The 25942-nt window shown below is 71.6% G+C and carries 20 protein-coding genes; 2 read left to right on the forward strand and 18 right to left on the reverse strand.

The features are described from left to right. Positions 1-40: 40 nt before the first annotated feature. Entirely contained in the window at positions 41-1168 is a 1128-nt protein-coding gene (locus ABD385_RS05280; protein ID WP_344573950.1) for a mechanosensitive ion channel family protein, read from the forward strand. 33 nt (positions 1169-1201) lie between these two features. Here ABD385_RS05280 and ABD385_RS05285 read toward each other — a convergent pair whose 3' ends face one another. From ABD385_RS05285 to ABD385_RS05300, 4 genes are all read right to left on the reverse strand, one after another. After that, positions 1202-2794, reverse strand: coding sequence for a Na+/H+ antiporter (locus ABD385_RS05285; RefSeq protein ID WP_344573767.1), 1593 nt, complete (start codon positions 2792-2794; stop codon positions 1202-1204). A gap of 150 nt (positions 2795-2944) precedes the next feature. Continuing rightward, positions 2945-3886 carry an RluA family pseudouridine synthase gene (locus ABD385_RS05290; RefSeq protein WP_344573768.1) on the reverse strand — a complete coding sequence of 314 codons (942 nt, stop codon included), beginning with the start codon at positions 3884-3886 and terminating at the stop codon, positions 2945-2947. Positions 3887-3971: 85 nt separating this feature from the next. Continuing rightward, the gene (gene lspA, locus ABD385_RS05295) at positions 3972-4574 is read right to left on the reverse strand and encodes a signal peptidase II (protein WP_344573769.1); all 603 of its coding nucleotides are present in this window, start codon (positions 4572-4574) and stop codon (positions 3972-3974) included. Between the two features lie 134 nt (positions 4575-4708). Beyond that, on the reverse strand, positions 4709-5515 hold the full coding sequence (locus tag ABD385_RS05300; protein ID WP_344573770.1) for a TraR/DksA family transcriptional regulator: 807 nt from the start codon (positions 5513-5515) through the stop codon (positions 4709-4711). Between the two features lie 576 nt (positions 5516-6091). Between ABD385_RS05300 and ileS the strand changes: the two genes are divergently transcribed. Beyond that, a complete protein-coding gene (gene ileS, locus ABD385_RS05305; protein WP_344573771.1) occupies positions 6092-9235 on the forward strand; it encodes an isoleucine--tRNA ligase in 3144 nt (1047 codons plus the stop codon). Between the two features lie 220 nt (positions 9236-9455). On the opposite strand, the gene ABD385_RS05310 is transcribed toward ileS, so the two are convergent. The 14 genes from ABD385_RS05310 to ABD385_RS05375 all read right to left on the reverse strand — a co-directional run bounded on the left by ABD385_RS05310 (position 9456) and on the right by ABD385_RS05375 (position 25858). Further along, complete coding sequence (locus ABD385_RS05310; protein ID WP_344573772.1) at positions 9456-10580, reverse strand: DivIVA domain-containing protein; 1125 nt, start codon at positions 10578-10580, stop codon at positions 9456-9458. A 49-nt stretch (positions 10581-10629) separates the two neighbouring features. Further along, positions 10630-10923, reverse strand: a complete 294-nt coding sequence (locus ABD385_RS05315; protein WP_344573773.1) for a YggT family protein — start codon at positions 10921-10923, stop codon at positions 10630-10632. 67 nt (positions 10924-10990) lie between these two features. Then, positions 10991-11611 carry a cell division protein SepF gene (locus ABD385_RS05320; protein ID WP_016575127.1) on the reverse strand — a complete coding sequence of 207 codons (621 nt, stop codon included), beginning with the start codon at positions 11609-11611 and terminating at the stop codon, positions 10991-10993. Between the two features lie 123 nt (positions 11612-11734). After that, a complete protein-coding gene (locus ABD385_RS05325; RefSeq protein WP_344573952.1) occupies positions 11735-12451 on the reverse strand; it encodes a YggS family pyridoxal phosphate-dependent enzyme in 717 nt (238 codons plus the stop codon). A 14-nt stretch (positions 12452-12465) separates the two neighbouring features. After that, on the reverse strand, positions 12466-13218 hold the full coding sequence (gene pgeF / locus ABD385_RS05330; RefSeq protein WP_344573775.1) for a peptidoglycan editing factor PgeF: 753 nt from the start codon (positions 13216-13218) through the stop codon (positions 12466-12468). A 14-nt stretch (positions 13219-13232) separates the two neighbouring features. Then, a complete protein-coding gene (ftsZ, locus tag ABD385_RS05335) occupies positions 13233-14474 on the reverse strand; it encodes a cell division protein FtsZ (RefSeq protein ID WP_344573776.1) in 1242 nt (413 codons plus the stop codon). A gap of 281 nt (positions 14475-14755) precedes the next feature. Beyond that, entirely contained in the window at positions 14756-15571 is an 816-nt protein-coding gene (locus tag ABD385_RS05340) for a cell division protein FtsQ/DivIB (RefSeq protein WP_425585347.1), read from the reverse strand. Between the two features lie 22 nt (positions 15572-15593). Beyond that, positions 15594-16685 carry an undecaprenyldiphospho-muramoylpentapeptide beta-N-acetylglucosaminyltransferase gene (gene murG / locus ABD385_RS05345; RefSeq protein ID WP_344573778.1) on the reverse strand — a complete coding sequence of 364 codons (1092 nt, stop codon included), beginning with the start codon at positions 16683-16685 and terminating at the stop codon, positions 15594-15596. Between the two features lie 6 nt (positions 16686-16691). Beyond that, positions 16692-18044, reverse strand: a complete 1353-nt coding sequence (gene ftsW, locus ABD385_RS05350; RefSeq protein ID WP_344573779.1) for a putative lipid II flippase FtsW — start codon at positions 18042-18044, stop codon at positions 16692-16694. Positions 18045-18103: 59 nt separating this feature from the next. Next, positions 18104-19567, reverse strand: a complete 1464-nt coding sequence (gene murD / locus ABD385_RS05355; protein WP_344573780.1) for a UDP-N-acetylmuramoyl-L-alanine--D-glutamate ligase — start codon at positions 19565-19567, stop codon at positions 18104-18106. After that, the gene (mraY, locus tag ABD385_RS05360) at positions 19564-20628 is read right to left on the reverse strand and encodes a phospho-N-acetylmuramoyl-pentapeptide-transferase (protein WP_344573781.1); all 1065 of its coding nucleotides are present in this window, start codon (positions 20626-20628) and stop codon (positions 19564-19566) included. The genes murD and mraY overlap by 4 nt, the downstream gene beginning before the upstream one ends. Positions 20629-20633: 5 nt before the next feature. Then, complete coding sequence (locus ABD385_RS05365; protein ID WP_344573782.1) at positions 20634-22076, reverse strand: UDP-N-acetylmuramoyl-tripeptide--D-alanyl-D-alanine ligase; 1443 nt, start codon at positions 22074-22076, stop codon at positions 20634-20636. Positions 22077-22138: 62 nt separating this feature from the next. Further along, positions 22139-23896 carry a UDP-N-acetylmuramoyl-L-alanyl-D-glutamate--2,6-diaminopimelate ligase gene (locus ABD385_RS05370; RefSeq protein ID WP_344573783.1) on the reverse strand — a complete coding sequence of 586 codons (1758 nt, stop codon included), beginning with the start codon at positions 23894-23896 and terminating at the stop codon, positions 22139-22141. 18 nt (positions 23897-23914) lie between these two features. After that, on the reverse strand, positions 23915-25858 hold the full coding sequence (locus tag ABD385_RS05375; protein ID WP_344573784.1) for a peptidoglycan D,D-transpeptidase FtsI family protein: 1944 nt from the start codon (positions 25856-25858) through the stop codon (positions 23915-23917). Positions 25859-25942: the final 84 nt, after the last annotated feature.

Below are 25942 nucleotides of genomic sequence, written 5' to 3' on the forward strand. Positions count from 1 at the left end.
CTGGCAGGAGCACACCGCACCAAGGAGGAGTCCCGTGTCCCTGGAGGCCGTGCTGCGCCCGATCGCCGTCGTCGGCGGCTCGCTCGTGGTCACCCTCGTCGTGGTCTGGTCGATCGACCGGACCCTGCAACGCATCGACACCCGCCACCCGGAGACCCCGCTGTGGGGACTGCTGCGGCGCTGTCGGATACCGCTCCAACTGATGCTCGCCGCGGCCCTGTTGCTGGGCTCCTACCGGCAGACCGAGATCCCCGTCGTGCTGCACCACGCGGCGGGCATAGGCCAGGCCCTGACCCTGGTGCTGATAGCGGCCACCGCCTGGCTGCTGGTGCGGGCCGCGGCGGCCATCGTGGAGTCGTCGTACGCGCGCTACGCGGCCGGTGCCCGGGACGCGGCGCGGGTGCGCCGGGTGCGGACGCAGGTGACGCTGATCCAGCGGGTGGTCACCGCGGTGGTGATCGTGGTCGCGGCGGCCTCGATGCTGCTGACGTTCCCGCAGATGCGGGCGGTCGGCACCTCCGTCCTGGCGTCGGCCGGGCTGCTGGGCATCGTCGCCGGCATCGCCGCCCAGTCCACCCTGGGCAACCTCTTCGCCGGGCTGCAGATCGCGTTCGGCGACATGGTCCGCATCGGTGACACCGTGGTCGTGGACGGCCAGTGGGGCACGGTCGAGGAGATCACGCTGACGTTCCTGAGCGTGCGGACCTGGGACGAGCGCCGGATCACGATGCCGGTGTCGTACTTCACCAGCAAGCCGTTCGAGAACTGGTCGCGCGGCGGCGCCCAGATGACCGGCGCGGTCTTCTTCCACCTGGACCACTCCGCGCCGGTGGAGAAGATGCGCCAGCACCTGCACGAGCTGCTCCAGGAGTCCCCGGACTGGGACGGCCGGTCCTGGAGCCTGGTGGTCACCGACACCACCCCGTCCACCATCGTGGTGCGCGCCCTGGCCACCGCCCGGGACGCGGACGCCGTGTGGGCGGTGCGCTGCCAGGTGCGCGAGCGCATGATCGAGTGGTTGCGGACCGAGCACTCCTACGCGCTGCCGCGGATCGCCACCGCGCCCGCCCCGATGCCCCACGAGACGCTGCGCGTGCCGCCGCCCGGCCCGGTGGAGCCCACCGGCGGCACGGACCCCAGGGGCGGCGTGGGCCCCGGGGAGCGCTGACCGGCCGCCGCCCCGTAGGCCCGACCGCCGGCCCTACGGGGTGGCGCGCAGGCTGCGCACGTCCAGGTGGCGCAGCACCCGGTCGACGATCTCCGGGTCGGCGCCCGGCTCGCTGCGGGCCGCCAGCACCTCGTGCCGGGCGGCCGAGAGCATCTCGTTCTGGATCCGCTGCACCTTCTTCACCCGGGAGATGCGCTGGTCGAACAGCTCGCGCCGCTCGTCGTCGACGATGTCCGGCGCGATCCGGGCCCCGATGTCGTACGCCCGACGGGCCAGCTGGTCGGCGACCTCGTCGGAGACCTCCTCGACCTCCAGGACCTCCTTCAGCCGCCGCTTGGACGCCTTGATCACCCGGAGCGCCAGCTCGCGCTCCAGCGCGTCCGCGGCGTCGGTGTCGGCCCGCACCCGCAGCTTGCGCACCAGCCACGGCAGCGTCAGTCCCTGGATGATCAGGGTGGCGAGCACCACCGCGAAGGCGATGAAGAGGATCTCGTCGCGGGCCGGGAAGGGCCCGCCGTCCACGCCGAAGGGGATGGCCAGCGCCAGCGCCACCGAGGCCACCCCGCGCATCCCCGACCACCACATGATCACGGTCTCGCGCCAGCTCATCGGGATGTCCTCGTCGACGTCCCGGCGCTTGTGCATCCGCTTGGCGAGCCAGGCGGCGGGCAGCAACCACACCAGGCGCACCGCGACGACCACGCCGACCACCGCGGCGCCGGCGCCGAGCAGCTCGCCCCAGCGGCCGGACGCGGCGCCGATGATGGTGTGCAGCTCCAGGCCGATCAGACCGAACGCGACGCCGGTGACGAGGGTGTCGACCACCTCCCAGAAGGTGTAGCCGGCCAGCCGCCCCAGCACGTCGTCCGCGTCGACCGCGTACTCCGCCAGGAACAACCCGCAGGTCAGCACCGCGAGCACGCCGGAACCCTTGAACTCCTCGGCCAGCACGTAGGACACGAACGGCACCAGCAGCGTCAGCCCGATCTGCAACGTCGGGTCGCCCAAGCGCCCCATCAGCTGGTTCGCGACCCAGCCGAGCACCAGACCGACCGCTATGGCGACGACGGCGGAGAGCACCAGCGAGCCCACCGCGCCGGGCACCGAGAAGGTGCCGCTGATCACCGCGGCCAGCGCGACGTGGTACAGCACGATCGCGGTGACGTCGTTGAAGAGCCCCTCGCCCTCCAGGATGGAGACCATGCGGCGGGGCAGGCCGAGCTTGCCGGCCACCGCGGTGGCCGCCACCGGGTCAGGCGGGGCGACCAGCGCGCCCAGCACCACCGCGGCGGCCACCGGCATCCCGGGCACCACCGCCTGCGCGACCGCCGCGACCGCCGCCGTGGTGGCGAACACCAGCAGCACGGCGAGCAGGAAGATCGGCCGGAGGTTGGCGGTGAACTGCCGCCAGGAGGTGCGCTGGACCGCCGCGTACAGCAGCGGTGGCAGCACGATGGGCAGGATGTACTCGGGCGGCACCTGGACGTTGGGCACGAACGGCAGCAACGCCAACACCGCACCGGCGAGCGTCATCAGCACGGGCGAGGGCAGGCCCAGTCGATCACCGAGCGGAACCATCACCACCGCTCCGAGGAGCAGGACGAACAGCAGGGCCAACTGATCCACGGTGGCTACGCTCCGGGACGGTCGATTTCGATCACTTTCCGCCCCAAGCCTGCCATGAAGTGATCAGATAACCGCACTTACGGAACGAGTTGTTCCGTGCTTGTTCCGTGCTTGTTCCCCGACCGCCCCGAGCCGTTCGCCCCGACGACCTCAGTGGCTGTCGTCGCGCACGGTGTCCAGCGCGTGCTGGAGGTCCGCCGGGTAGGCGCTCTCGAACTCGACCCAGCGCCCGTCCGACGGGTGCTCGAAGCCCAGCCGGACCGCGTGCAGCCACTGCCGGGTGACGCCCAGCCGCTTGGCCAGGGTCGGGTCGGCGCCGTAGGTCAGGTCGCCCACGCAGGGGTGCCGGTGCGCGGACATGTGCACCCGGATCTGGTGCGTGCGCCCGGTCTCCAGCTTGATGTCCAGCAGGCTGGCCGAGCGGAACGCCTCGATCAGGTCGTAGTGGGTGACCGAGGCCTTGCCGTCGGCGGTGACCGCCCACTTGTAGTCGTGGTTCGGGTGCCGCCCGATGGGGGCGTCGATGGTGCCGCTCATCGGGTCGGGGTGCCCCTGCACCAGCGCGTGGTACCGCTTGTCCGGCACCCGCTCCTTGAACTGGCGCTTCAGCGAGGTGTAGGCCCGCTCCGACTTGGCGACCACCATCAGCCCGGAGGTGCCGACGTCGAGGCGGTGCACGACGCCCTGCCTCTCGGCCGCCCCGGACGTGGAGATCCGGTAGCCGGCCGCGGCCAGGCCGCCGATGACCGTGGTGCCGGTCCAACCGGGGCTGGGGTGCGCGGCGACGCCCACGGGCTTGCTGATCACCACGACGTCCTCGTCGTCGTGGACGATCTCCATGCCCTCGACCGGCTCCGCGACGATCTCCACCGGCGCGGCGGCGGCCGGCATCTCGACCTCCAGCCAGGCACCCCCGTGCACCCGCTCGGACTTCATCACCTCGGAGCCGTCGACCCGGACCTTGCCGGCCGAGGCGAGCTCGGCCGCCTTCGTCCGGGAGAAGCCGAACATGCGGGCCAGCGCGGCGTCCACGCGCTCGCCCTCCAGGCCATCCGGTACGGGCAGGGTGCGGATCTCGGGAAGCGTGCTCACCCCACGAGTATGGCAGTCCCGCGGCACTGCCCCGTCCGGCGGCGGGCTCCGGCCTCCGGGACCCGCCGGCCCCGGGGCCGGACCGTCAGTCCTTGTGGACCGTGCCGTCGGGGTCCAGCCCCCGGAAGGACAGCAGCACGATCAGTACGCCGCCGCAGACGATCGCGGAGTCCGCGAGGTTGAAGACCGCGAAGTGCGCGGGGGCGATGAAGTCCACCACCGCGCCCCGGAAGACTCCCGGCGAACGGAAGATCCGGTCGGTGAGGTTGCCGAACGCGCCGCCCAGCAGCAGCCCCAGCGCGATCGCCCACGGCAGGCTGTAGAGCTTGCGGGCGATCCGGGCGATCACCACGATCACCACCGCGGCGATCACGGTCAACAGGACGGTCAGCGCCTCGCCGAACCCGAACGCGGCGCCGCGGTTGCGGATCACGCTGAACTGCAGCAGCGTCCCGATCACCTCGACCGGCGCATGGTGCTCCAGTTTGGCGACCACCGCGAGCTTGCTGCCCAGATCGAGCAGGTAGACGACCGCGGCCACCAGCAGCAGGGCGGTGATCCGCCGCTTGCCGCGCCCGGTGGGCCGCGCGCCCTCCGCCGTCCCTCCCCCTTCGGATCCCGCCGCGTGATCCGCCCCGGAACCCGGCTCGGATTCCGGCGTACCGGTGATGCGTTCCGCCTCTGCCACGTGTGCGTCCCTCAACCCGTCGACTCATCCGCCGGGCCCCGGCCCGGCTGCCCACGAGAGTACGGCACGTGCCCGCGGCGGCGGGCCGGACGGGTACCGCCCCGCAACGCGCCGCCGCGGGACCGGCGATCGGCTCAGCGCCGCTCCTGCTTCTGCTTGCACTCCACGCAGAGCGTCGCCCGCGGGAACGCCTGCATCCGCGCCTTGCCGATCGGCCGGCCGCAGTTCTCGCACAGGCCGTACGTACCGGAGTCCAGCCGGCCGAGGGCGCGCTCGGTCTGGTGCAGCATCTCCCGGGCGTTGGAGGCCAGCGCCAGCTCGTGCTCGCGGGTGATGTTCTTGGTTCCGGTGTCCGCCTCGTCGTCGCCCGCGCCGTCCCCGGAGTCCCGCATCAGGCCGGCGATGGCGTCCTCGGCGGACACGATCTCGGCCCGCAGCCGGCCCACCTCCGCCATCAGGTCGGACCGCGCCTCGGCGACCTCCGCCGGCGTCCAGGGGGCCTCGCCGGGACGCACCGCGAGTTCTCCGGGGACCGCGCCCGGGCGGGCCGGCACCGCGGAGCCCGTGCCGCGCGGGGCGGACGCGGCCGCCGTCTTCTTCGCCGCCACCGTCTTGGCTCCCGTCTTCTCCGCTTCCGGCGCGGCCGCCCCGGTGGGCGACGCTCCCGCGGCCGCCTTCGCGGCGGTCGCCTTCTTCGCCGCCTTCTTGGCGGCCGTCTTCCTCGGAGCCGCCTTCTTGGCCGCGTCCCCGGCGGCAGCCTCCTTCTTGGCCGGCGCCCTCTTGCCCGGCGCCTTCTTCGCGGCCGCCTTCTTCGGCGCGGCCTTCTTCGACGCGGCCGGGTGCCCGGCCGCCTCCTCGTGGGTGGACTGCTGCGCGACGTCCTCGTCAGCGGGCCCGGCGGACGTCGTGGTCTTCTCCGCGGCGGTCTTCTTCGCCACCATGGCCGCGACCCCTTCACATATGTGATCTTGTGCGCGAATCGTGACGGGAACGATAAATCGCCGCGCGACGCGCGGCAACGGGACGCACCGCCCGGCCACCCCGCCGCCGGGACCACACGTCCGGTCTGCCTCGGTTGTGCCCCGCCGTGACCGCGGTAATCCGTCCGGAATGAGCCGGTCTGCCGACTTTGCCATTCGGGTCATCCGGTGGCCGGCCAGACGGTGCCGCGCCGCCGGGCCCGACCGCCCCGAGCCGGCGGCCCACAATCCGGTCGGCCCTCGTCGGCACGGCCCTTTACACTGGGCGCAGCGAAAGGCATTGATGGGACGAGTAGCGTCGTACGCAGCCAGCAGCGACCCGGGGACGGTGCGAGCCCGGGGGCGTGCATGACGTGAAGATCACCCCGGAGCCGCCGGAAGAACGCCCACGGATCGCGCCGGGGCCACTAGAACCGGCAGCGCGACCCCAATGAGGGGACGGTGCGCGAAGCGCCGTCAAGGAGGGTGGTACCGCGGGAGCCCGTGCTCTCGTCCCTCCGGTCGGAGAACGCACCCAGGTGTCCGCCGGAGGAACCGATGAGTCCCACACCCCAGTACCGCCCGGTACCAGCCCAGGTAGACCTGCCCGCGCTCGAACACGCGGTGCTCGACTTCTGGCAGGAGCGGAAGGTCTTCGCCCGCACCCTCCAGCAGTCCGAGGGCCGCCCCGAGTGGGTCTTCTACGAGGGCCCCCCGACGGCCAACGGCATGCCCGGCGCCCACCACATCGAGGCCCGCGTCTTCAAGGACGTCTTCCCCCGGTTCCGCACGATGCAGGGCTACCACGTCGACCGCAAGGCCGGCTGGGACTGCCACGGTCTCCCGGTCGAGCTGGCCGTGGAGAAGGAGCTGGGCTTCAGCGGCAAGAAGGACATCGAGGCGTACGGCATCGCCGAGTTCAACGCCAAGTGCCGCGAGTCGGTGACCCGGCACACCGACGCCTTCGGCGAGCTGACCACGCGGATGGGCTACTGGACGGACCTGGACGCCCCGTACCGCACCATGGACCCCGACTACATCGAGTCGGTGTGGTGGTCCCTGAAGGAGATCTTCTCCAAGGGCCTGCTGGTCCAGGACCACCGCGTCGCCCCCTGGTGCCCGCGCTGCGGCACCGGCCTGTCGGACCACGAGCTGGCACAGGGCTACGAGACGGTCGTCGACCCCTCGGTCTTCGTCCGCCTCCCGCTGACCTCCGGCCCGCTGGCCGGCCGTGCCGCGCTGCTGATCTGGACGACCACCCCCTGGACCCTGGTCTCCAACACCGCCGTCGCCGCACACCCCGACGTCACCTACGTCGTCGCCACCGACGGCACCGAGCAGCTGGTCGTCGCCGCGCCGCTGCTGGAGAAGGCGCTGGGCGAGGGCTGGACGGCCACCGGCGAGTCCTTCACCGGCCGCGAGATGGAGCGCTGGGCCTACGAGCGCCCCTTCCAGCTCGTCGACCTCGACGGCGCCAACTTCGTCGTCAACGCCGAGTACGTCACCACCGAAGACGGCACCGGCCTGGTCCACCAGGCCCCCGCGTTCGGTGAGGACGACCTGAGGACCTGCCGCGCGTACGACCTCCCGGTGATCAACCCGGTCCGCCCGGACGGCACCTTCGAGGAGCAGCTGACGCTCGTCGGCGGCCAGTTCTTCAAGAAGGCCGACGAGGCGCTGGTCGCCGACCTCGACGCCCGCGGCCTGCTCTTCCGCCACCTCGCCTACGAGCACAGCTACCCGCACTGCTGGCGCTGCCACACGGCACTGCTCTACTACGCCCAGCCGTCCTGGTACATCCGCACCACCGCGGTCAAGGACGCCCTCCTGCGGGAGAACGAGAACACCAACTGGTTCCCGGAGTCGGTCAAGCACGGCCGGTTCGGCGACTGGCTGAACAACAACATCGACTGGGCGCTGTCCCGCAACCGCTACTGGGGCACCCCGCTGCCCATCTGGCGCTGCGAGGAGGGCCACCTCACTTGCGTCGGCTCGCTCACCGAGCTGTCCGAGCTGACCGGCACCGACCAGTCCGGCCTGGACCCGCACCGCCCGTTCATCGACGCGGTCACCTTCGGCTGCACCCACGAGGGCTGCACGCTGACCGCGGTCCGCGTCCCGGAGGTCATCGACGCCTGGTACGACTCCGGCTCGATGCCGTTCGCGCAGTGGGGCTACCCGTACCGCAACCAGGAGCTGTTCGAGAAGCGCTACCCGGCGCAGTTCATCTCCGAGGCCATCGACCAGACCCGCGGCTGGTTCTACACGCTGATGGCCGTCGGCACGCTCGTCTTCGACAAGTCCTCGTACGAGAACGTGGTCTGCCTGGGCCACATCCTCGCCGAGGACGGCCGGAAGATGTCCAAGCACCTGGGCAACACCCTCCAGCCGATCCCGCTGATGGACCGGCACGGCGCCGACGCGGTCCGCTGGTTCATGGCCGCCGGCGGCTCCCCCTGGTCGGCCCGCCGGGTCGGTCACACCACCATCCAGGAAGTCGTCCGCAAGACGCTGCTGACGTACTGGAACACCGTCGCCTTCCAGGCGCTCTACGCCCGCACCTGCCAGTGGGCGCCGTCCGCGGCCGATCCGGCCCCGGCGGAGCGCCCGCTGCTGGACCGTTGGCTGCTCGGCGAGCTCAACAGCCTGGTGGAGGGGGTGACCGACGCCCTGGAGGGCTACGACACCCAGCGCGCCGGCAAGCTGCTCTCCGCCTTCGTCGACGACCTCTCCAACTGGTACGTGCGCCGCTCCCGCCGCCGCTTCTGGCAGGGCGACGCCGCCGCGCTGCGCACCCTCCACGACGTCATCGAGACCGTCACCCGACTGATGGCCCCGCTCGTCCCGTTCATCACCGAACGGGTCTGGCAGGACCTGGTCGTTCCGGTCAGCCCGGACGCCCCGGACTCGGTCCACCTCACCACCTGGCCGGTCGCCGACCGCGAGCTGATCGACCCGGCGCTCTCCGCGCAGATGCAGTTGGTGCGCCGCCTGGTCGAGCTGGGCCGCGCCACCCGCGCCGAGTCGGGGGTGAAGACCCGCCAGCCGCTGTCCCGCGCACTGGTCGGCGCGCACGGCTTCGCGGACCTCTCCGCCGACCTGCGCGACCAGATCGCCGAGGAGCTGAACGTCAGCTCGCTGGCCTCCCTCTCCGAGGTGGGCGGCTCCCTGGTGGACACCACCGCCAAGGCCAACTTCCGGGCCCTGGGCAAGCGGTTCGGCAAGGGCGTCCAGGCGGTCGCCAAAGCCGTCGCCGGCGCGGACGCCGCCGCCCTCTCGCTCGCGCTGCGCGACGGCACGGCGAGCGTCGAGGTGGACGGCGAGACCGTCGACCTCACCCCGGAAGAGGTCATCATCACCGAAACCCCGCGCGAGGGTTGGTCGGTGGCCTCCGACGCGGGCGCGACGGTCGCCCTGGACCTGGAGATCACCCCGGAGCTGCGCCGCGCCGGCCTGGCCCGCGACGCGATCCGACTGATCCAGGAGGCCCGCAAGAACAGCGGCCTGGACGTCGCCGACCGGATCGCCCTGCGCTGGACGGCCGCCGACGACGAGGTGCGGACGGCCCTGGCCGACCACGCCGCCCTGATCTCCGACGAGGTGCTGGCCACCGACTTCGCCGCCGGCGAGCCGGACGGGTCCTACGGCCCGGCCTTCGCCGACGAGGCGCTGTCCCTGACCTTCCACCTCCGCAAGGCGTAACGGAGCACGGAAGCACGGCAAGCACGACCGGGCCGCACGGCCCGCCCGCAGGCCCCGGCGCACTTTGCGCCGGGGCCTGCGCTCTTGTCCGCCCCCTGCGCGCCACCGACCGCGCCCCCCACAGGGGCGACGGCACCAAAAGGGCCGGGCCCCGAGGGAGTTCCCTCGGGGCCCGGCCCTGATTGCCGACTCGGTGCGCCGTACCGGCGTCAGCCGTGCCTCAGTTGTCGTCCTCGTCGATGAGGAAGCCGCGCATCGGCGACGGCGTCTGCTGCATCGGCGACGGGCCCTGCGGCCGCACCGGCGCCATCGGCTGGGTCATCGCCGGCGACATCTGCTGCTGGCCGCCGTAGGACGGACCACCGCTGGACGGGCTGCTCATGGAGTGGTTGCCGCCCATCGACTGGCCGCCACCCATGGTGTGGTTGCCACCCATGGTGCCCGCACCGGCCGACGCCATCGACGGCGACGGCGGCAGCGAGGGGGCAGCCGGGGCCCGCGGCGGGGCCAGCGAGTCGTCGGACTGGTTCTCCAGCTGACGCAGCTGGCTCTCCAGGTACGACTTCAGACGGGTGCGGTACTCGCGCTCGAAGCCCCGCAGGTCCTCGACCTTGCGCTCCAGCGTCGCGCGGGCCGACTCCAGCGAGCCCATCGCCACGCGGTGCTTCTCCTGCGCGTCCCGCTCCAGGGCGTCGGCCTTGGCGCGGGCGTCCCGCTCCAGGCCCTCGGCACGACTGCGCGCCTCGCCGACGATCTTGTTGGCCTCGGAACGGGCCTCCGCGATCGCCTGGTCGGCGGTCTGCTGCGCCAACGACAGCACGCGGGCCGCGCTGTCACCGCCGGGGCCGCCCTGCTGCGGCGGGGCCTGCTGCGGCAGTTGCTGCGCGGGGGGGCCGCCGAGCGGACCGCCCATGGGACCGCCCTGGCCCATCGGGCCGCCCTGACCCATGGGGCCGGGACCGTGCGGACCCTGCGGACCGTGGCCACTGGGACCGGGGGGCAGCTGCGGTGCACCACCGGGCAGTTGGGGCGGGCCACCCATCCCCTGCTGCTGCGGCGGAACCGGCTGCGGACCGGATATGGCGGCGGGCACCGGAGCCCCCGGCCGCTGCTGCTGCTCCTGCTGCTGGTCGGGACCCTTGCGCAGACCCTGCTGCTGGTTCTGCGCCGCGGCACGAGTGGCGGCGGCCAGCTTGGCGCGCAGGTCCTCGTTCTCCCGGAGCAGGCGGGTCAGTTCGCCCTCGACCTCGTCGAGGAAGGCATCGACCTCGTCCTCGTCATAGCCTTCTCGGAGGCGGACGGTCGTGAACTGCTTGTTCCGCACGTCCTCGGGGGTCAACGGCATCTCTACTTCACCTCAACGTAGTCGTCGGCAATCGGCAAGACCGTATCGTTCACACCAACAACACCGCTCTCACGACGGTGATCAGGATGTAGACGATGATCATCAATACGAAGAAGGACAGGTCGAGCGCCACGCCCCCGAGACGCAGCGGCGGAATGACCCGCCGCAGAAGCTTGAGTGGCGGATCGGTGACAGTGTAGGTGGCCTCAAGAATCACCACCATCGCCTTGCCGGGTTGCCATGAACGGGCGAACTGGAACACGTAGTCCATCACCAGTCGGAAGATCAGGAGGATCAGGAAGCAATACAGCGCGATGTAGATCACCTGACCAGCGACACTCATCTCGCGCTTCCCTCTCCCCTTGCTTCTCCGTCAGACCTTACGGCCCTGGTGTGCCCGGTGTTGCGTCTCAGCTTTGGTTGAAGAACCCGCCCTCTGCGATACGGGCCTTGTCCTCCGCCGTGACATCGACGTTAGCAGGCGACAACAGGAACACCTTCTGCGTCACCCGCTCAATGCTGCCGTGCAGTCCGAAGACCAGACCGGCCGCAAAGTCGACAAGTCGCTTCGCGTCCGTGTCGTCCATCTCCGTGAGATTCATGATCACCGGAGTGCCCTCACGGAAGTGTTCCCCGATGGTACGGGCTTCGTTGTAGGTCCGGGGGTGAAGTGTGGTGATGCGGTAAGGCTCCCGCTCGGACACAACTTTGGGCATGATCACCGGTGCGTTCTTCTCCAGGTTCGGACGTTCGGGTGTGATGGATGCCACGGGGGCGATACGCGCGGGTCGTCCGCTTTCCGCGGCGAGCGGGGCGGGTTCACGCGGAGCGGGGGGCGTTACGGCGCGGACCGGTTCCTCCCGTTCCGGGCGTGTTTCGGGCTGCACTTGATGCTGCTGCCGCCGCCCGCGATCGGGCTCCGGGTCAAGCTCGGGCTCGAACTCGTCGTCGGGGTCGAACCCCCGGCCGTCGTACCCATCGTCCTCCACGAGGCCGAGGTAGACCGCCATCTTGCGCATCGCGCCGGCCATTCTCTGCGTCCTCCGCTCTGTGGTGGATCGGCTCCGTCACCGGGGGCCTTGGATCCACTCGGCCTGCCCGCTTCCTGCGGGAATGACCATATTTTGTGCTGTGGTCCGACTTGCTTGGCGACGTTACCCGAGCCGTGGTCGGACTCCGAGTACCGCGGTACCGATGCGCACATGTGTCGCCCCGGCAGCCACCGCGTCCTCAAGGTCCGCACTCATACCTGCCGACACCATGGTGGCAGCAGGATGGTTCGCGCGCAGGTCGGATGAGATTTCCACGAGCCGCTCGAAAGCGGCGCGTTGACGTCCCGCATACGGTCCGGCCAGCGGCGCGACGGTCATCAGGCCGTCCAGCCGCAGCCCTTGGGAACCGGCGATCACCTCGGCGAGTTCCGCGACGCCCTCCGGCGCCACCCCGCCGCGATCCCCGGTGGTCCGCCCGGCATCGCCTGAGTCGACGTCAAGCGCCACCTGGATCAGGCAACCCAGCTCGCGCCCGGAACGCACCGCCTCCTTGGACAGCGCGGTGGCGAGCCGCGGACGGTCGATCGACTGCACGATTCCGGCATAACGGGCCACGGACCGCACCTTGTTGGTCTGCAATTGACCGACGAAATGCCAAGTGAGCGGCAAATCAGCACATTCAGCCGCCTTGGGCGCCGCCTCCTGGTCGCGGTTCTCGGCGACCTGACGGACCCCCAGCTCCGCGAGCAGTCGGACGTCGCTCGCCGGGTAGGTCTTGGTGACGACGATCAGCGTGACCTCGTCACGCGCCCGGCCGGCCTTGGCGCAGGCCGCGGAGATACGATCCTCCACCCGCGCCAGGTTGTCGGCCAGTTGCATTCTGCGAACGTCGCTCACGGCGCAGCCTCTCCGGGGCCGCCCCCGAGCCAGACGTAGCTCGCGAGCCGCCCGGTCGTGCGGTCGCGACGGTACGAGAAGTGGTCCGCCGACTCGCGGGTACAGAGGGGCGATTGCGTACGCAACTGCACACCGGCCGCAGCGAGTTGGGCCCGGACCCCGGCGGTGACGTCCACCGACGGGGTGCCCCAGGAGGTGGTCGCCCACGCCTCGGGCACCGCCGCGGCGACGTCGGCGCGCATCGCCTCGGGCACCTCGTAGCAGCGCCCGCAGACCGCGGGGCCGACGTGGGCGAGGATCCGGGACGGCTCCGCGCCCCGGGCGGTCATCGCCGCGACGACCGCCGGCACGACCCCGGCGACCAGGCCGGGGCGCCCGGCGTGCGCCGCGCCCGCGATGCCGGCGACCGGGTCGGCCAGCAGGACCGGGGTGCAGTCGGCGGTCAGTACGGCCAGCGCCAGTCCCCGACGGGTGGTCACCACCGCGTCCACGGAGGGGACGTCACCCTCCCCCCAGGGCCCGTCGACCACGGCCACGTCCCGGCCGTGGACCTGGTTCATCCAGACCACCGCGGCCGGGTCGAGGCCCAGTTCCCGGGCCGCCAGGTCGCGGTTGGTGCGGACGGCCGCGGGGTCGTCGCCCACCGCGCCGCCCAGGTTGAGCTGCTCATACGGAGCGGCGCTCACCCCGCCCCACCTGTCGGTGAAGGCGAAGTGCGCGCCGCTCTCGTGGTGCTGTTGCCCTATCACGTCGGTGCTTTACGTCACTTCAGGAAGTCGGGGACGTCCAGCTCCTCGGCCGCGGAGTCCGAGTACGGACGGGCCGGGGGAACCGAGGGGCCACCGGTCGGCGGGGCGGAGACCTCGCCCAGCGACGAGGACTCCGACGACATCGGGGACTCGTCGCGGACCGACGGGACCGCACCGAGGCCGCCGAACGCCGGCGCCGTGCGCGGCGGGTCGGCCGGGGGCACCGTCGGGCGGACCGGCGTCGGGGCGGGCTCCTCGCGCTTCGGGGCGGGCATGCCGGCCTGCTGCGCGTCCCGGCGGGCCGGCGGCTGACCGCCGTCGAACCCGGCGGCGATGACGGTGACCCGGACCTCGTCGCCCAGCGCGTCGTCGATGACCGCACCGAAGATGATGTTGGCCTCGGGGTGCGCGGCCTCGCTGACCAGCTGCGCGGCCTCGTTGATCTCGAAGAGGCCGAGGTCGGAACCGCCGGAGATGGAGAGCAGCACGCCGCGGGCACCGTCGATGGACGCCTCCAGCAGCGGCGAGGAGATCGCCATCTCCGCGGCGGCCACCGCACGGTCGTCGCCGCGCGCCGAGCCGATGCCCATGAGTGCGGAGCCGGCCTCGGACATCACGGACTTGACGTCGGCGAAGTCGAGGTTGATCAGACCCGGGGTCGTGATGAGGTCGGTGATGCCCTGGACACCCGAGAGCAGCACCTGGTCCGCGGACTTGAACGCGTCGAGCACGCTCACCTGGCGGTCCGAGATGGACAGCAGACGGTCGTTGGGGATCACGATGAGGGTGTCGACCTCTTCGCGAAGGCTCGCGATGCCGTCCTCGGCCTGGTTGGCGCGGCGGCGGCCCTCGAAGGTGAACGGCCGGGTGACCACACCGATCGTCAGGGCGCCCAGCGAGCGGGCGATGTTGGCGACGACCGGGGCACCGCCGGTGCCGGTGCCGCCGCCCTCACCCGCGGTCACGAAGACCATGTCGGCCCCCTTGAGGACCTCCTCGATCTCCTCGCGGTGGTCCTCGGACGCCTTGCGGCCCACGTCCGGGTTGGCGCCGGCGCCGAGTCCGCGCGTCATCTCGCGGCCGACGTCGAGCTTGACGTCGGCGTCGCTCATCAGCAACGCCTGCGCATCGGTGTTGATCGCGATGAACTCGACGCCCTTGAGCCCGACCTCGATCATCCGGTTGATGGCGTTCACGCCACCGCCGCCGATGCCGACGACCTTGATGACTGCGAGGTAGTTCTGCGGTGCTGCCACGTCGAAGGCCTCTCGCCTCGATTTACGTGTCGTCGCCGCACATTGCGTGTGGACGCCGACTGATGCCGAAGGGATGGTCCGCTCTGCCGACCCAAACCCTAACCCTGAAGTTTAGGGTTACTGTGCCTGTGTTCCTGGTTCCACGGTCCCTTTGGAACGAGACACTAAGTCGACAAGGCGCGCGCGTTCAACGAACACGCCGAACCTCCCGTTTTTCTTTTCACCCTATGTGATCACCCATAGTCGTAGCCATCCAGGGTGCTGGCCTGCGACGCGGTACGTCAACTCCCGGACACCGCGGGTGCACTGGGGACCGAGATGTCGAAGTGATGGGCGTCCCGCGCGGCCTTCAACAGCCCGGCCAGCACCTTCGCCTTTTCCGCACCCTGTTCACGGCTGCCCCACATCACCGTGCGACCACCTGCGAGTTCGAGGGTGATGGAGTCGTAGGAACGGACCCGGACGGTGCGGACGTCCTTGCGGACCGCGGCGGGGAGGTCCCCGGCGACGGTGACCGCGGCGCGCAGCAATCGACCGGTTCCGAAACGGCGCGAACTCGGGGAGTCGGAAACCGACAGGTTCAACAGCGGAACGCCCTTGGGCGCGCGACTCACCGTGGCGAACCGGATGCCCTCGGCGTCCACTTCTTCGAACTTCCCGTTCGTTTGCAGCAGCAGTTCCGGCGTCCTTTCGGTCACTTCCAGACCGAGAGCGTGCGGCCATGAACGGGTGACCTCAACGCTCTTGAGGCGCGGGAGCCGGGTGAGCAGTCGGCGCCGCACCGCGTCGGTGTCCACCGAGGCGAGCGGTGCGTTGACGGGGGCGGCCGCGGCGGCGACCACCTCCGCCGGCGTGAGCACGTCGGTGCCGCTCGCCCGGACCTGCTCCAACCGGAGCCAGTCCGAGCCGTAGAGCACCCAGGTGCCGAACCCCCCGAGCAGCGCCGCGAGCACCGCGATGATGATCACACCGCGGCGGCTCGGACGGCGCAGCCGGGGCGTCGGAAGCCGGAAGCGCGGGCCGCCGGAGCGCGGCGAAGAGCGCGGGCCGGCCGGTGACTTCTTCGCTCCGCGTCTGGCGGTGGTCGGTCCGGCCACGCTCTCCGCCTTCTCTCGTCCGCTACTTGCGACGCTGCTCGATCGCGTCGTAGACCATGCCGACCAGCAACTCGTCGGCGTCCCGGCGGCCGAACTCCGAGGCCGCGCGGGACATCTCGTACAACCGGTGCGGATCGCCGAGGACCGGGAGCACGTTGTTCTGCACCCAGTCCGGGGTCAGCTGGGCGTCGTCGACCAGCAGGCCACCGCCGGCGTTGACCAGCGGCTGGGCGTTGAGCCGCTGTTCGCCGTTGCCGATCGGCAGCGGGACGAAGGCGGCCGGGAGCCCGACGGCGGACAGCTCGGCGACGGTCATCGCGCCCGCGCGGCACAGCATCATGTCGGCCGCGGCGTACGCGAGATCCATCCGGTCCACGTACGGTACCGGGACATAGGGGGGCATCCCCGGCATGTTGTCGACGTGCGGCAGTTCGTTCTTCGGTCCCACCGCGTGCAGCACCTGGATGCCGGAGCGCTGGAGCGCGGGCACGGCCGCCTGGACGACCTCGTTCAGGCGGCGGGCGCCCTGGGAACCACCGGACACCAACAGGGTCGGCAGGTTGGGGTCGAGGCCGAACGCGGCACGGGCCTCGGGCCGCACCGCGGCACGGTCCAGGGTGGCGATGGCGCGGCGCAGCGGAATGCCCACGTAGCGGGCGCCGCGCAGCTTGCTGTCCGGCGTGCTGACGGCGACGTACGTGGCGTACCGCGAGCCGATCTTGTTGGCCAGGCCGGGGCGGGCGTTGGCCTCGTGGACGACGATCGGCACCCCGAGCCGCTTGGCCGCCAGGTAGCCGGGCAGCGCCACGTAGCCGCCGAAGCCGACGACGCAGTCCGCCTTGGTGCGCTCCAGGATCTGCTCGGCGGCCTTGATCGTGCCGCGCAGCCGCCCGGGGACGGTGATCAGTTCGGGGGTGGGCTTGCGGGGCAGTGGCACGGCCGGGATCAGACCCAGCTCATAGCCGCGCTCGGGGACCAGCCGGGTCTCCAGGCCGCGCTCCGTGCCGAGTGCCGTGATCCCCACGGTCGGGTCCTGCCTCCGCAGGGCGTCCGCGAGGGCGAGCGCGGGCTCGATGTGGCCGGCGGTCCCCCCACCGGCGAGTACGACATGCACCGAAATTCACCGCTCTCCGGACGGCCGCCTCTTAACGCGCCGTCTCATCGTCTTCCATCTCACCCCAGCCGGTTTCCTTGCGGACACCGGCTTCCGCGCCGACCGGGCCGTCAACGCCGCCCGTGCGGCGGGCTCGTCACGCGCGAAGGCGATCAGCAGCCCGACGGCGAACATCGTCGGCAGCAGGGCGGAGCCCCCGTAGGAGAACAGCGGCAGCGGGACACCGGCGATCGGCAACAGACCGAGCACCGCACCGATGTTGATCACGGCCTGCGCCATGATCCAGGTGGTCACGCCTCCCGCTGCGTACCGTACGAAGGGGTCCTCCGTGCGTCCGGCCACGCGGATACCCGCATAGCCTAGAGCCGCGAAGAGGGCGAGCACCGACAGCGTCCCCGCCAGTCCCAGTTCCTCCCCGGTGATGGCGAAGATGAAGTCGGTGTGCGGTTCAGGGAGTTCTCCCCATTTTTCCATACTCGCCCCGAGCCCGGAACCGAAGAGTCCGCCCGAGGCCAGCGCGTAGATGCCGTGCACGGCCTGCCAGCACTGGTCGCCGGGGCCCGGATCGGTCGCGCCGAGGCAGGCGAGCCGGGACATCCGGTGCGCGCTGGTTTTGATCAGCAGCATGCTGAGCACCGCGGCCGAGCCCAGCACCGTCGCGAACAGGCGGGTCGGGGCGCCGGCCAACCACAGCAGCCCGAAGAGGATCGCGGTGAGGATGATCGTGGTGCCCATGTCGCCGCCGAGCATGATCAGCCCGAGCAGGAGAAACGTCACTGGCGTCAGTGGAACCAACAACTGCTTCCACTGCGTCAGCAGCTTCTTCTCCTCCTTGCGGGCGAGCAGGTCGGCGGCCCACAGGACGAGCGCGAGCTTGCCGAACTCGCTCGGTTGCACTTGGAAAGGACCGCCCAGGCTGAGCCAGTTCTGGTTGCCGTTGACCGAGACCCCGATGCCCGGGATCTGCACCAGGCAGAGCAGGAACACCGAGCCGGCGAGCAGCGGGTACGCCAGCATCCGGTGCCGGCGTACGGGCATCCGGGAGGCGAGCAGCAACAGCCCACCGCCGATGGCGGCAGCCAGGAGCTGTTTGCGGAAGAAGTACGACGGCGCCAGCCCGGACTGGAGGGCCTTGATCTGCGACGCCGAGTAGACCATCACCAGCCCCAGGACGATGACCAGCACGGGGGCGCCGAGGATGAGGTAGTAGGCCGTCAGCGGGCGGTCCCAGGCCCGCTGGGCCCGGGTGTAGAGCCCGCGCGGGCCGGCCGGGGTCCGGCCGGCCCGCGGCGGGCGCGCCTTCGCGGGGGTCCGACGCGCCGGGCTCGGCCGGGCCGGCTTCGCCGATCGGGCGGTCATCCTCGTCCCCTCCACGGGTGCGCTCGCCGCCGGCGACGACGGCAGCGGGGAGAACCGGGCTAGTGACCCGCGGCGGCCAGTTCGCCCACCGCGTCGGCGAACGCCTCGCCCCGCTTGTTGTAATTGACGAACATGTCCATCGAGGCACAGGCCGGGGCCAACAGGACGGTGTCGCCGGCCTCGGCCAGCCGGGCCGCCTCACGGACCGCCTCGGACATCGCCCCAGTGTCGGTCCGGTCGAGGTCGACGAACGGGACATCGGGGGCGTGTCGCCCGAGCGCTTCGCGGATCAGCGCCCGGTCGGCGCCGATCAGGACCACCGCGCGCAGCCGCCCGGCGGCGGTGCGCACCAGCTCGTCGAAGGTGGCGCCCTTCGCCAGTCCGCCGGCGATCCACACGATGTTCTCGTACGCCGCCAACGACGCCTCGGCGGCGTGGGTGTTGGTGGCCTTGGAGTCGTCGACGTAGGAGACCCCGGCGACATCCGCGACGTGCTGGATGCGGTGCGGGTCCGGGTGGAAGGTGCGCAGCCCCTCGCGGACCGCGGCGGCCGGGACGCCGAAGGCGCGGGCCAGCGCCGCGGCGGCCAGCGCGTTGGCGACGTTGTGCGGGGCCGGCTTCCCGGAGGCGGGCGCGATGTCCGCGACCTCGGCCAGCTCCTGGGCCTGCTGCTGGCGGTTCTCCACGAAGGCGCGGTCGACGAGGAGGCCGTCGACGACGCCCACTTGGGAGGGGCCGGGGGTGCCGAGGGTGAAGCCGATCGCCCGGCAGCCCTCCTCGACGTCGGCCGCCCGGACCAGGTCCTCGGTCGCCGGGTCGGCGGCGTTGTAGACGCAGGCGACGGCGTTGCCCTCGTAGATCCGACCCTTGTCGGCGGCGTACGCCGTCATGGAGCCGTGCCAGTCGAGGTGGTCGGGGGCGAGGTTGAGCACGGCCGCGGAGTGCGCCCGCACCGACGGGGCCCAGTGCAGCTGGTAGCTGGAGAGTTCCACGGCCAGGACGTCGTAGGACGTCGCCGCCGTCTGGCCCTCGCCGAGCACCACGTCGACCAGCGGAATGCCGATGTTGCCGACCGCGGCGGTGCGCAGACCGGCCGCGGCCAGGATCGAGGCCAGCATCCGGACGGTGGTGGTCTTGCCGTTGGTGCCGGTGACCGCCAGCCAGGGCGCCGCGTCGGGGCCGCGCAGCCGCCAGGCGAGTTCGACGTCGCCCCAGACGGGGACGCCGGCCTCCGCGGCCGCCAGGAAGAGCGGGCTGGTGGGCTTCCACCCGGGGGAGGTCACGACCACGTCGGTGCCCTCGGGCAGGGTCTCCCCGTCGCCGAGCCGGACCGTGACGCCCAGCTCCGCCAGTTCGGCCGCCTGGGCGCGTTCCCGTTCGCCGTCGCTGCCGTTCACGACGGTGACGCGGGCGCCGAGGCCGGCCAGGGCGCGGGCGGCGGGGACGCCGCTCACGCCGAGGCCGGCAACGGTGACGTGCCTGCCGGCGAAGTCCTGGGGGTCGCGCGGGTCGTACCCGGTCACTTCGACGCCTGCCAACCGCCGTAGAAGATGCCCAGACCGACGATCACGCACATGCCCTGGATGATCCAGAAGCGGACCACCACAAGGACTTCGGACCACCCCTTGAGTTCAAAGTGGTGCTGTAGTGGCGCCATCCGGAAGACCCGCTTGCCGGTCATCCGGAACGAGCCGACCTGGATGACCACGGACATGGTGATCAGGACGAACAGACCGCCGAGGACGGCCAGCAGCAGCTCGGTGCGGGAGCAGATCGCCAGGCCGGCGAGGGCACCGCCCAGCGCCAGCGAACCGGTGTCACCCATGAAGATCTTGGCGGGCGAGGTGTTCCACCACAGGAAGCCGAAGCAGGCGCCCATCAGGGCGGAGGCGACGACGGCCAGGTCGAGCGGATCGCGCACCTCGTAGCAGCCGGGTCCGGCGGTGATCTGGTTGGCGCAGGACTCCTGGTACTGCCAGATGCCGATGAAGGTGTACGCACCGAAGACCATCACCGAGGCGCCGGTGGCCAGACCGTCGAGGCCGTCGGTGAGGTTCACGCCATTGGACATCGCCAGGATCATGAACAGCGCCCAGATGACGAACAGCACCGGGCCGATCTGCCAGCCGAAGTCCTGGGTGAAGGAGAGCCGGTCGGACCCGGGGGTCGCCCCGCGCAGGTCGGCGAACTGGAGCGAGAGCACCGCGAAGGCGATGCCGACGATCAGCTGGCCGGCCATCTTCGCCTTGGCCCGCAGACCCAGCGACCGCTGCTTGACGATCTTGATGTAGTCGTCGAGGAAGCCGACCAGGCCCATGCCCGCGAAGAGGAAGAGCACCAGGACGCCCGAGAAGGTCGGGTCGCTGGAGGTGATCACCTTCGTCAGGGCGTAGGCGATGATCGTGGCCAGGATGAAGGAGATGCCGCCCATGGTGGGCGTGCCCTTCTTGCTGCCGTGGCTGCGGGGGCCGTCATCGCGGATGAACTGCCCGTAGCCCTTCTTGGCCAGCAGTTTGATCAGCAGCGGGGTGCCGATCAGGGTCAGGAAGAGCCCGATCATCCCGGAGAAGAGGATCTGCTTCATGGAGTTCATCGGGACGCGGCCCCGCCCTCAACACCGGCACCGATCTCGCCGTCCAGCAATGCCGCGGCGACCCGCTCCAGGCCGACCGACCTGGACGCCTTCACCAGCACGACGTCTCCCCCTCGCAGCTCCCTGCGCAACAGGTCGATCGCCGCCCGCGCGTCGGACACGTGCACCGACTCCTCACCCCACGAACCCTCGTTCTTGGCGCCCATGTCGAGCCAGGCCGCTTCCCTGCCGCCGACCGCCACGAGCTTGCTGACGTTGAGCCGGACGACCAGCCGTCCGACCGCGTCGTGTTCGGCGAGTGACTCCTCGCCCAGCTCGGCCATCTCACCGAGCACCGCCCACGTCCGGCCCCCCTGCGCCCTGGCGGCGGTGCCCATGGCGACCAGCGCACGCAGCGCCGCTCGCATGGACTCGGGGTTCGCGTTGTAGGCGTCGTTGACGACCGTCACGCCGTCCGCGCGCTCGGTGACCTCCATCCGCCAGCGGGAGAGCGTGCCGGCTTCGGAGAGCGCGGTGGCGATCTCGTCTACGGGCATGCCCAACTCATGGGCGACGGCGGCCGCGGCGAGCGCGTTCGACACGTGGTGCTCACCGTACAGCCGCATCGTCACATCGCTGCACCCGGAGGGTGTGTGAAGCGTGAAGGCGGGCTGTCCGAGGCCGTTGAGCCGGACGTTCTCGGCACGGACGGCGGCCTCTCGGGACTCGCCGAAGAGGACCGTGCGGGCCTTCGTGCGGGACGCCATGGCCCGGACGTACGGGTCGTCGGCGTTGAGCACCGCCACACCACCGTCCTCGGCCGCGGGCAGCGACTCGACGAGTTCGCCCTTGGCCTGGGCGATCTGCTCGCGGCCGCCGAACTCGCCGAGGTGCGCGGTGCCGACGTTGAGGACCACCCCGATCCGGGGCGGGGTCAGCCCGGCGAGGTAACGGATGTGACCGACACCGCGGGCGCCCATCTCCAGGACGAGGTGCCGGGTGGTGGCGTCGGCGCGCAGCGCGGTGAGCGGCAGCCCGATCTCGTTGTTGAGGTTGCCTTCCGGCCACACCGTCGGCCCGTGCCGCTGGAGCAGTTGGGCGATCAGGTCCTTGGTGCTGGTCTTGCCGGCGGAGCCGGTCAGGCCCACGACGGTGGTGCCCAGCCGGTCCACGACGGCCCGGGCAAGTGCGCCGAGGGCTGCGACGACGTCGTCGACGACGATCGCCGGGACGCCGACCGGACGGGACGCGAGCACGGCCGTCGCACCGGCTTCGACGGCGCCGACGGCGAACTCGTGACCGTCGACGCGCTCACCGGCGAACGCAACGAACAGGCCACCCGGGCGGACGGCCCGGGAGTCCGACACGACCGGCCCGGTGACCTCACGGTCCGGGTCCGGTATGTCGTGCTGCTGCCCGCCGACGATGCTCGCGATCTCTGCGAGGGACAGGGAGATCACAGGTCACCCCCGGGGCCGTGCAGAAGGTGCCAACAAGAGGATTGTGCGCGCATGGCGGTGTGTCATCCCTGGTGGTTCGGCTGCTGTGACTGCTGCGGCTGCCGTGACTTCAGCGAATCCTCGATGGAAGCGCGCAGCACCTGACGGTCGTCGAAGGGGCGTACCACTCCGGCGATGTCCTGACCCTGTTCGTGGCCCTTGCCCGCGATGATCACGGTGTCCCCGGGCTCGGCGCGGGCGACGACGGCGGCGATGGCGACGGCCCGGTCCTCTTCGACGAGGACGGTGCCGCGCTCGTGGACGGGCACCTCGGCGGCGCCCGCAAGCATGGTGGCGAGGATCGACAGCGGATCCTCGGAGCGGGGGTTGTCGGAAGTCAGCACCGCGGTGTCGGCGAGCCGGGCGACCGCGGCACCCATCGGCATCCGCTTGTGCGGGTCGCGGTCGCCGCCGCAGCCGAGGACGGCGTGCAGCTTGCCGGTGGTGACCTTGCGCAGGGCCCGCAGAACCGATTCGACGGCGTCGGTCTTGTGCGCGTAGTCGACGACCGCCAGGTAGGGCTGGCCGACGTCCACCCGCTCCAGGCGGCCGGGGACACCGGGGATCGCGGCGACGCCGTCGGCCGCAGTCTGCGGGTCGATGCCGGCGACGGCCAGCGCGGTGATGGCGGCCAGCGCGTTGGAGACGTTGAACGGGCCGGCGATCGGGGAGGCGGCGCGCAGCGTCACGCCCCCGGGGCCGTGCACGGTGAAGGTCGAGCCGAGCGCGCCCAGCTCGACGTCGGCGGCGCGCCAGTCCGCGTCCGGGTGGCCCTCGGCGGAGAACGTGGTGACCGGGACCTCGGACTCGCCGGCGGCGAGCCGGCGGCCGTACTCGTCGTCGAGGTTGACCACGCCGGCCTTGCTGCGGGCCCTGGTGAACAGCTGGGCCTTGGCCTGGAAGTAGTCCTCCATGCCGGAGTGGAACTCCATGTGCTCCGGGCTGAGGTTGTTGAAGATCGCGACGTCGAAGACGCAGCCGTCGACCCGCCCGAGCACCAGGGCGTGGCTGGAGACCTCCATGGCGACCGAGCGGACGCCGCGCTCGCGCATCACCGCGAACAGCGCCTGCAGGTCGGTGGCCTCGGGGGTGGTCCGCTCGGACTTCAGGCGCTCGTCGCCGATCCGGGACTCGACGGTGCCGATCAGTCCGGTCAGTCCGCCCGACCGTCCGCCGCCCGCCGTGGCCGCGGCGGCCCGCAGCCCGCCCTCGATGAGGTACGCGGTGGTGGTCTTGCCGGAGGTGCCGGTGATGCCGATCTGGAGGAGGTCCTCGCCGGGCGCGCCGTAGATCGAGACGGCCAGGGCGCCCATCCGGCCGCGCGGATGCTCGACGGCCAGGACCGGCAGGCCGGTCGCGGCGGCCCGCTCGGCGCCCGACGGGTCGGTCAGGATCGCGGCGGCACCGAGGTCGGCGGCCTGGGCGACGAAGTCGGCGCCGTGCAGACGGGCACCGGGCAGCGCGGCGTAGACGTCACCGGGGCGGACCGCACGGGAGTCGTGGGTGATGCCGGTGACGCGGACGGCGTCCGAACCGTCGGGAACCGGGATCGCCAGCTGCCGGGCGAGGTCGGCCAGGGGGGTGGGGCGGACCTCCTCAGGGCGCGGCGCGCCCGGATATCTGCCGGGTCCGCCCTTCTCCGCTCGCTGGGGTTTCGGGGACTGATCAGCTTGTGACACGGCGGTGAGCGTACCGGGCAGAACGGGCTCGGGGCGAAGCGAGGGCTTCGCCGGGGTTCTGTCGCCGGGCAGCTGCGGGCCGTCGGGAGTGATCGTCGTCACAGCGGTGTTGCCTCGATTTCATTCGCCTGGCTTGAAGGTGACCGGCAGCCGCGGCGGCTGCGCACCGGTCGGGGGGACCTGCAGGGTCTTCAGTGCGAACGCCATGACCTGCTGGAAGATCGGGCCGCAGACCTGGCCTCCGAAATAGCTGCCCCGCTTGGGGTTCTGCACGGCGCAGTAGACGGTGATGCGCGGCTTGTCGGCGGGCGCGAAACCGGCGAAGGACGCGGTGTAGCCGTGGTAGCGGCCGGTCTTCGGGTCCACCCGGTTGGAGGTACCGGTCTTTCCGCCGACCCGGTAGCCGTCGATCTTCGCCTTGGCTCCGGTGCCCTCGTCGTCGGACACCACCGACTCCAGCATGGTGGCGAGGGTGCTGGCGGTCTTCTCGCTCACCACGCGGTTGCGGGCGGGTTCGGGGGCCGGGGCGTAGCGGCCGTCCGGCCCGGTGGTGCCGCGGACGAGGGTGGGGGTGATCCGCTCGCCGCCGTTGGCGATGGTGGAGTAGACGGAGGCGGCCTGGACGGCGTTGAGGGACAGGCCCTGGCCGAACGGGATCGTGTACTGCTGCGAGGTGTTCCAGTCCTGCGGCTTGGCGAGGATGCCGTCGGTCTCCCCGGGGAAGCCGAGGCCGGTCGGCTGGCCGATGCCGAATTTCCGCAGGTAGGAGTAGAGGACCTGGTTGGCCTGGGGCTGGGTGGTGCCCAGTTGGCCGGCCGCCAGGATGGTGCCGATGTTGCTGGACTTGGCGAGCACGCCGTTGAGCGTGAGGTGCCAGGTGTCGTGGTCGACGTCGTCCGCGAAGAGCCGGTCGCCGCGGTGCAGCCGGTTGGGCACGGTCACCCGGGTCGACGGGGTCGCGGCGCCCTCCTGTAGGACGGCCGCCATCGTCATCAGCTTGCTGGTGGAGCCGGGCTCGAAGGCGTCGGTCAGTGCGGGGTTGCCGAGCGTGTCCGGGCCGGCCTTGGAGAGGTCGTTGGGGTCGAAGCCGGGCGCGTTGGCGAGCGCCAGGACCTGGCCGGTGCGGGTGTCCTGGACGACGACGTAGCCGCGGTCGGCGTCGGACTTCTGCACCTGCTGACTGATGGCTTGTTGGGCCGCCCACTGGATGTCGCGGTCGATCGTCAGCTGGACGTCGGTGCCGGGGACGGCGGGGTGCTCCTGGGTGTCGGCGGTGGGCACCCGGCGGCCGCCGGACTGGGCGTAGACCAGCTTCCCGTCCTTGCCGGCCAGCTCCTTGTTGAGCTGGGCCTCCAGGCCGCCGGCCCCCTTGCCGGTGCCGTTGACGAAGCCGAGGACGCCGGCCGCGAGGTCGCCGCCGGGGTAGACGCGCTTGCTGTGCTTGTCCGCGAAGATCCCGACCAGGACGTCGGGGCGGGGGGCGCTCTTGGGCGCGGCGGCCGCCTTGGCGTCCAGTGCCGTGCGCAGGTCCTTGATCTGCTTCCAGACCTGGGGGGTGCGCTGCCGGGCGAGCAGGGCGTAGCGGGACGTCGGGCGGTCGAGCTTGGCGGCGAGGGTCGCCTCGGGCTCGCCGAGGATCGGCGCCAGCAGCGCGGCGGCCTGCTGTGGGGCGTCCTTGATCTTGATCTTGTCGGGCGCCAGCAGGCTCGGGTCGGCGGTGATGTCGTACGCGTCCACGGTGGTGGCGAGGTCCACCCCGTTGCGGTCGGTGATGGCGCCGCGTGAGGCGGCGAGCGTCACCGGGACGTAGCGGTTCTCGTTGGCCTTGGCCGCGTACGCCGCCGCGTCCACGCCCTGCACCTGCACGAGCCGGATCACGAAGGCCAGCATCACCAGCGTCAGCGCGACGGCGATCAGGCGCAGGCGCGGGCGCGGGCTGACCGGCCGCAGCGCGCCGCCGGCCGGCCGTGGACGGCCCTGGACGGCGGGGCGGCGGGCAGCGGCCGGACGGGCGCCGGGCCGGGCGGGGCGCGGAACGCGACGGGGGTCCCTGGGCTGGGTCATACCGCGGCCTCCGGAACGGGCACGGGGGGAGCGGGGAACGGCGCGGCGCCGTCCGCCCGGTGGACCGGGACGTTGGGACCGCAG

Origin of the sequence: Streptomyces lunalinharesii (assembly GCF_039532155.1) — a bacterium.
GTDB classification, from domain to species: Bacteria; Actinomycetota; Actinomycetes; order Streptomycetales; family Streptomycetaceae; genus Streptomyces; species Streptomyces lunalinharesii.

Excerpts from the sequence above, each read along its gene's own strand:
- ABD385_RS05315 (WP_344573773.1), bottom strand. The coding sequence starts at position 10,923 with ATGAGTGTCGCTGGTCAGGTGATCTACATCGCGCTGTATTGCTTCCTG.
- ileS (WP_344573771.1), top strand. The coding sequence starts at position 6,092 with ATGAGTCCCACACCCCAGTACCGCCCGGTACCAGCCCAGGTAGACCTG.
- ABD385_RS05375 (WP_344573784.1), bottom strand. The coding sequence starts at position 25,858 with ATGACCCAGCCCAGGGACCCCCGTCGCGTTCCGCGCCCCGCCCGGCCC.
- ABD385_RS05310 (WP_344573772.1), bottom strand. The coding sequence starts at position 10,580 with ATGCCGTTGACCCCCGAGGACGTGCGGAACAAGCAGTTCACGACCGTC.
- ABD385_RS05320 (WP_016575127.1), bottom strand. The coding sequence starts at position 11,611 with ATGGCCGGCGCGATGCGCAAGATGGCGGTCTACCTCGGCCTCGTGGAG.
- ftsW (WP_344573779.1), bottom strand. The coding sequence starts at position 18,044 with ATGACCGCCCGATCGGCGAAGCCGGCCCGGCCGAGCCCGGCGCGTCGG.
- ABD385_RS05300 (WP_344573770.1), bottom strand. The coding sequence starts at position 5,515 with ATGGTGGCGAAGAAGACCGCCGCGGAGAAGACCACGACGTCCGCCGGG.
- mraY (WP_344573781.1), bottom strand. The coding sequence starts at position 20,628 with ATGAAGCAGATCCTCTTCTCCGGGATGATCGGGCTCTTCCTGACCCTG.
- ABD385_RS05325 (WP_344573952.1), bottom strand. The coding sequence starts at position 12,451 with ATGCAACTGGCCGACAACCTGGCGCGGGTGGAGGATCGTATCTCCGCG.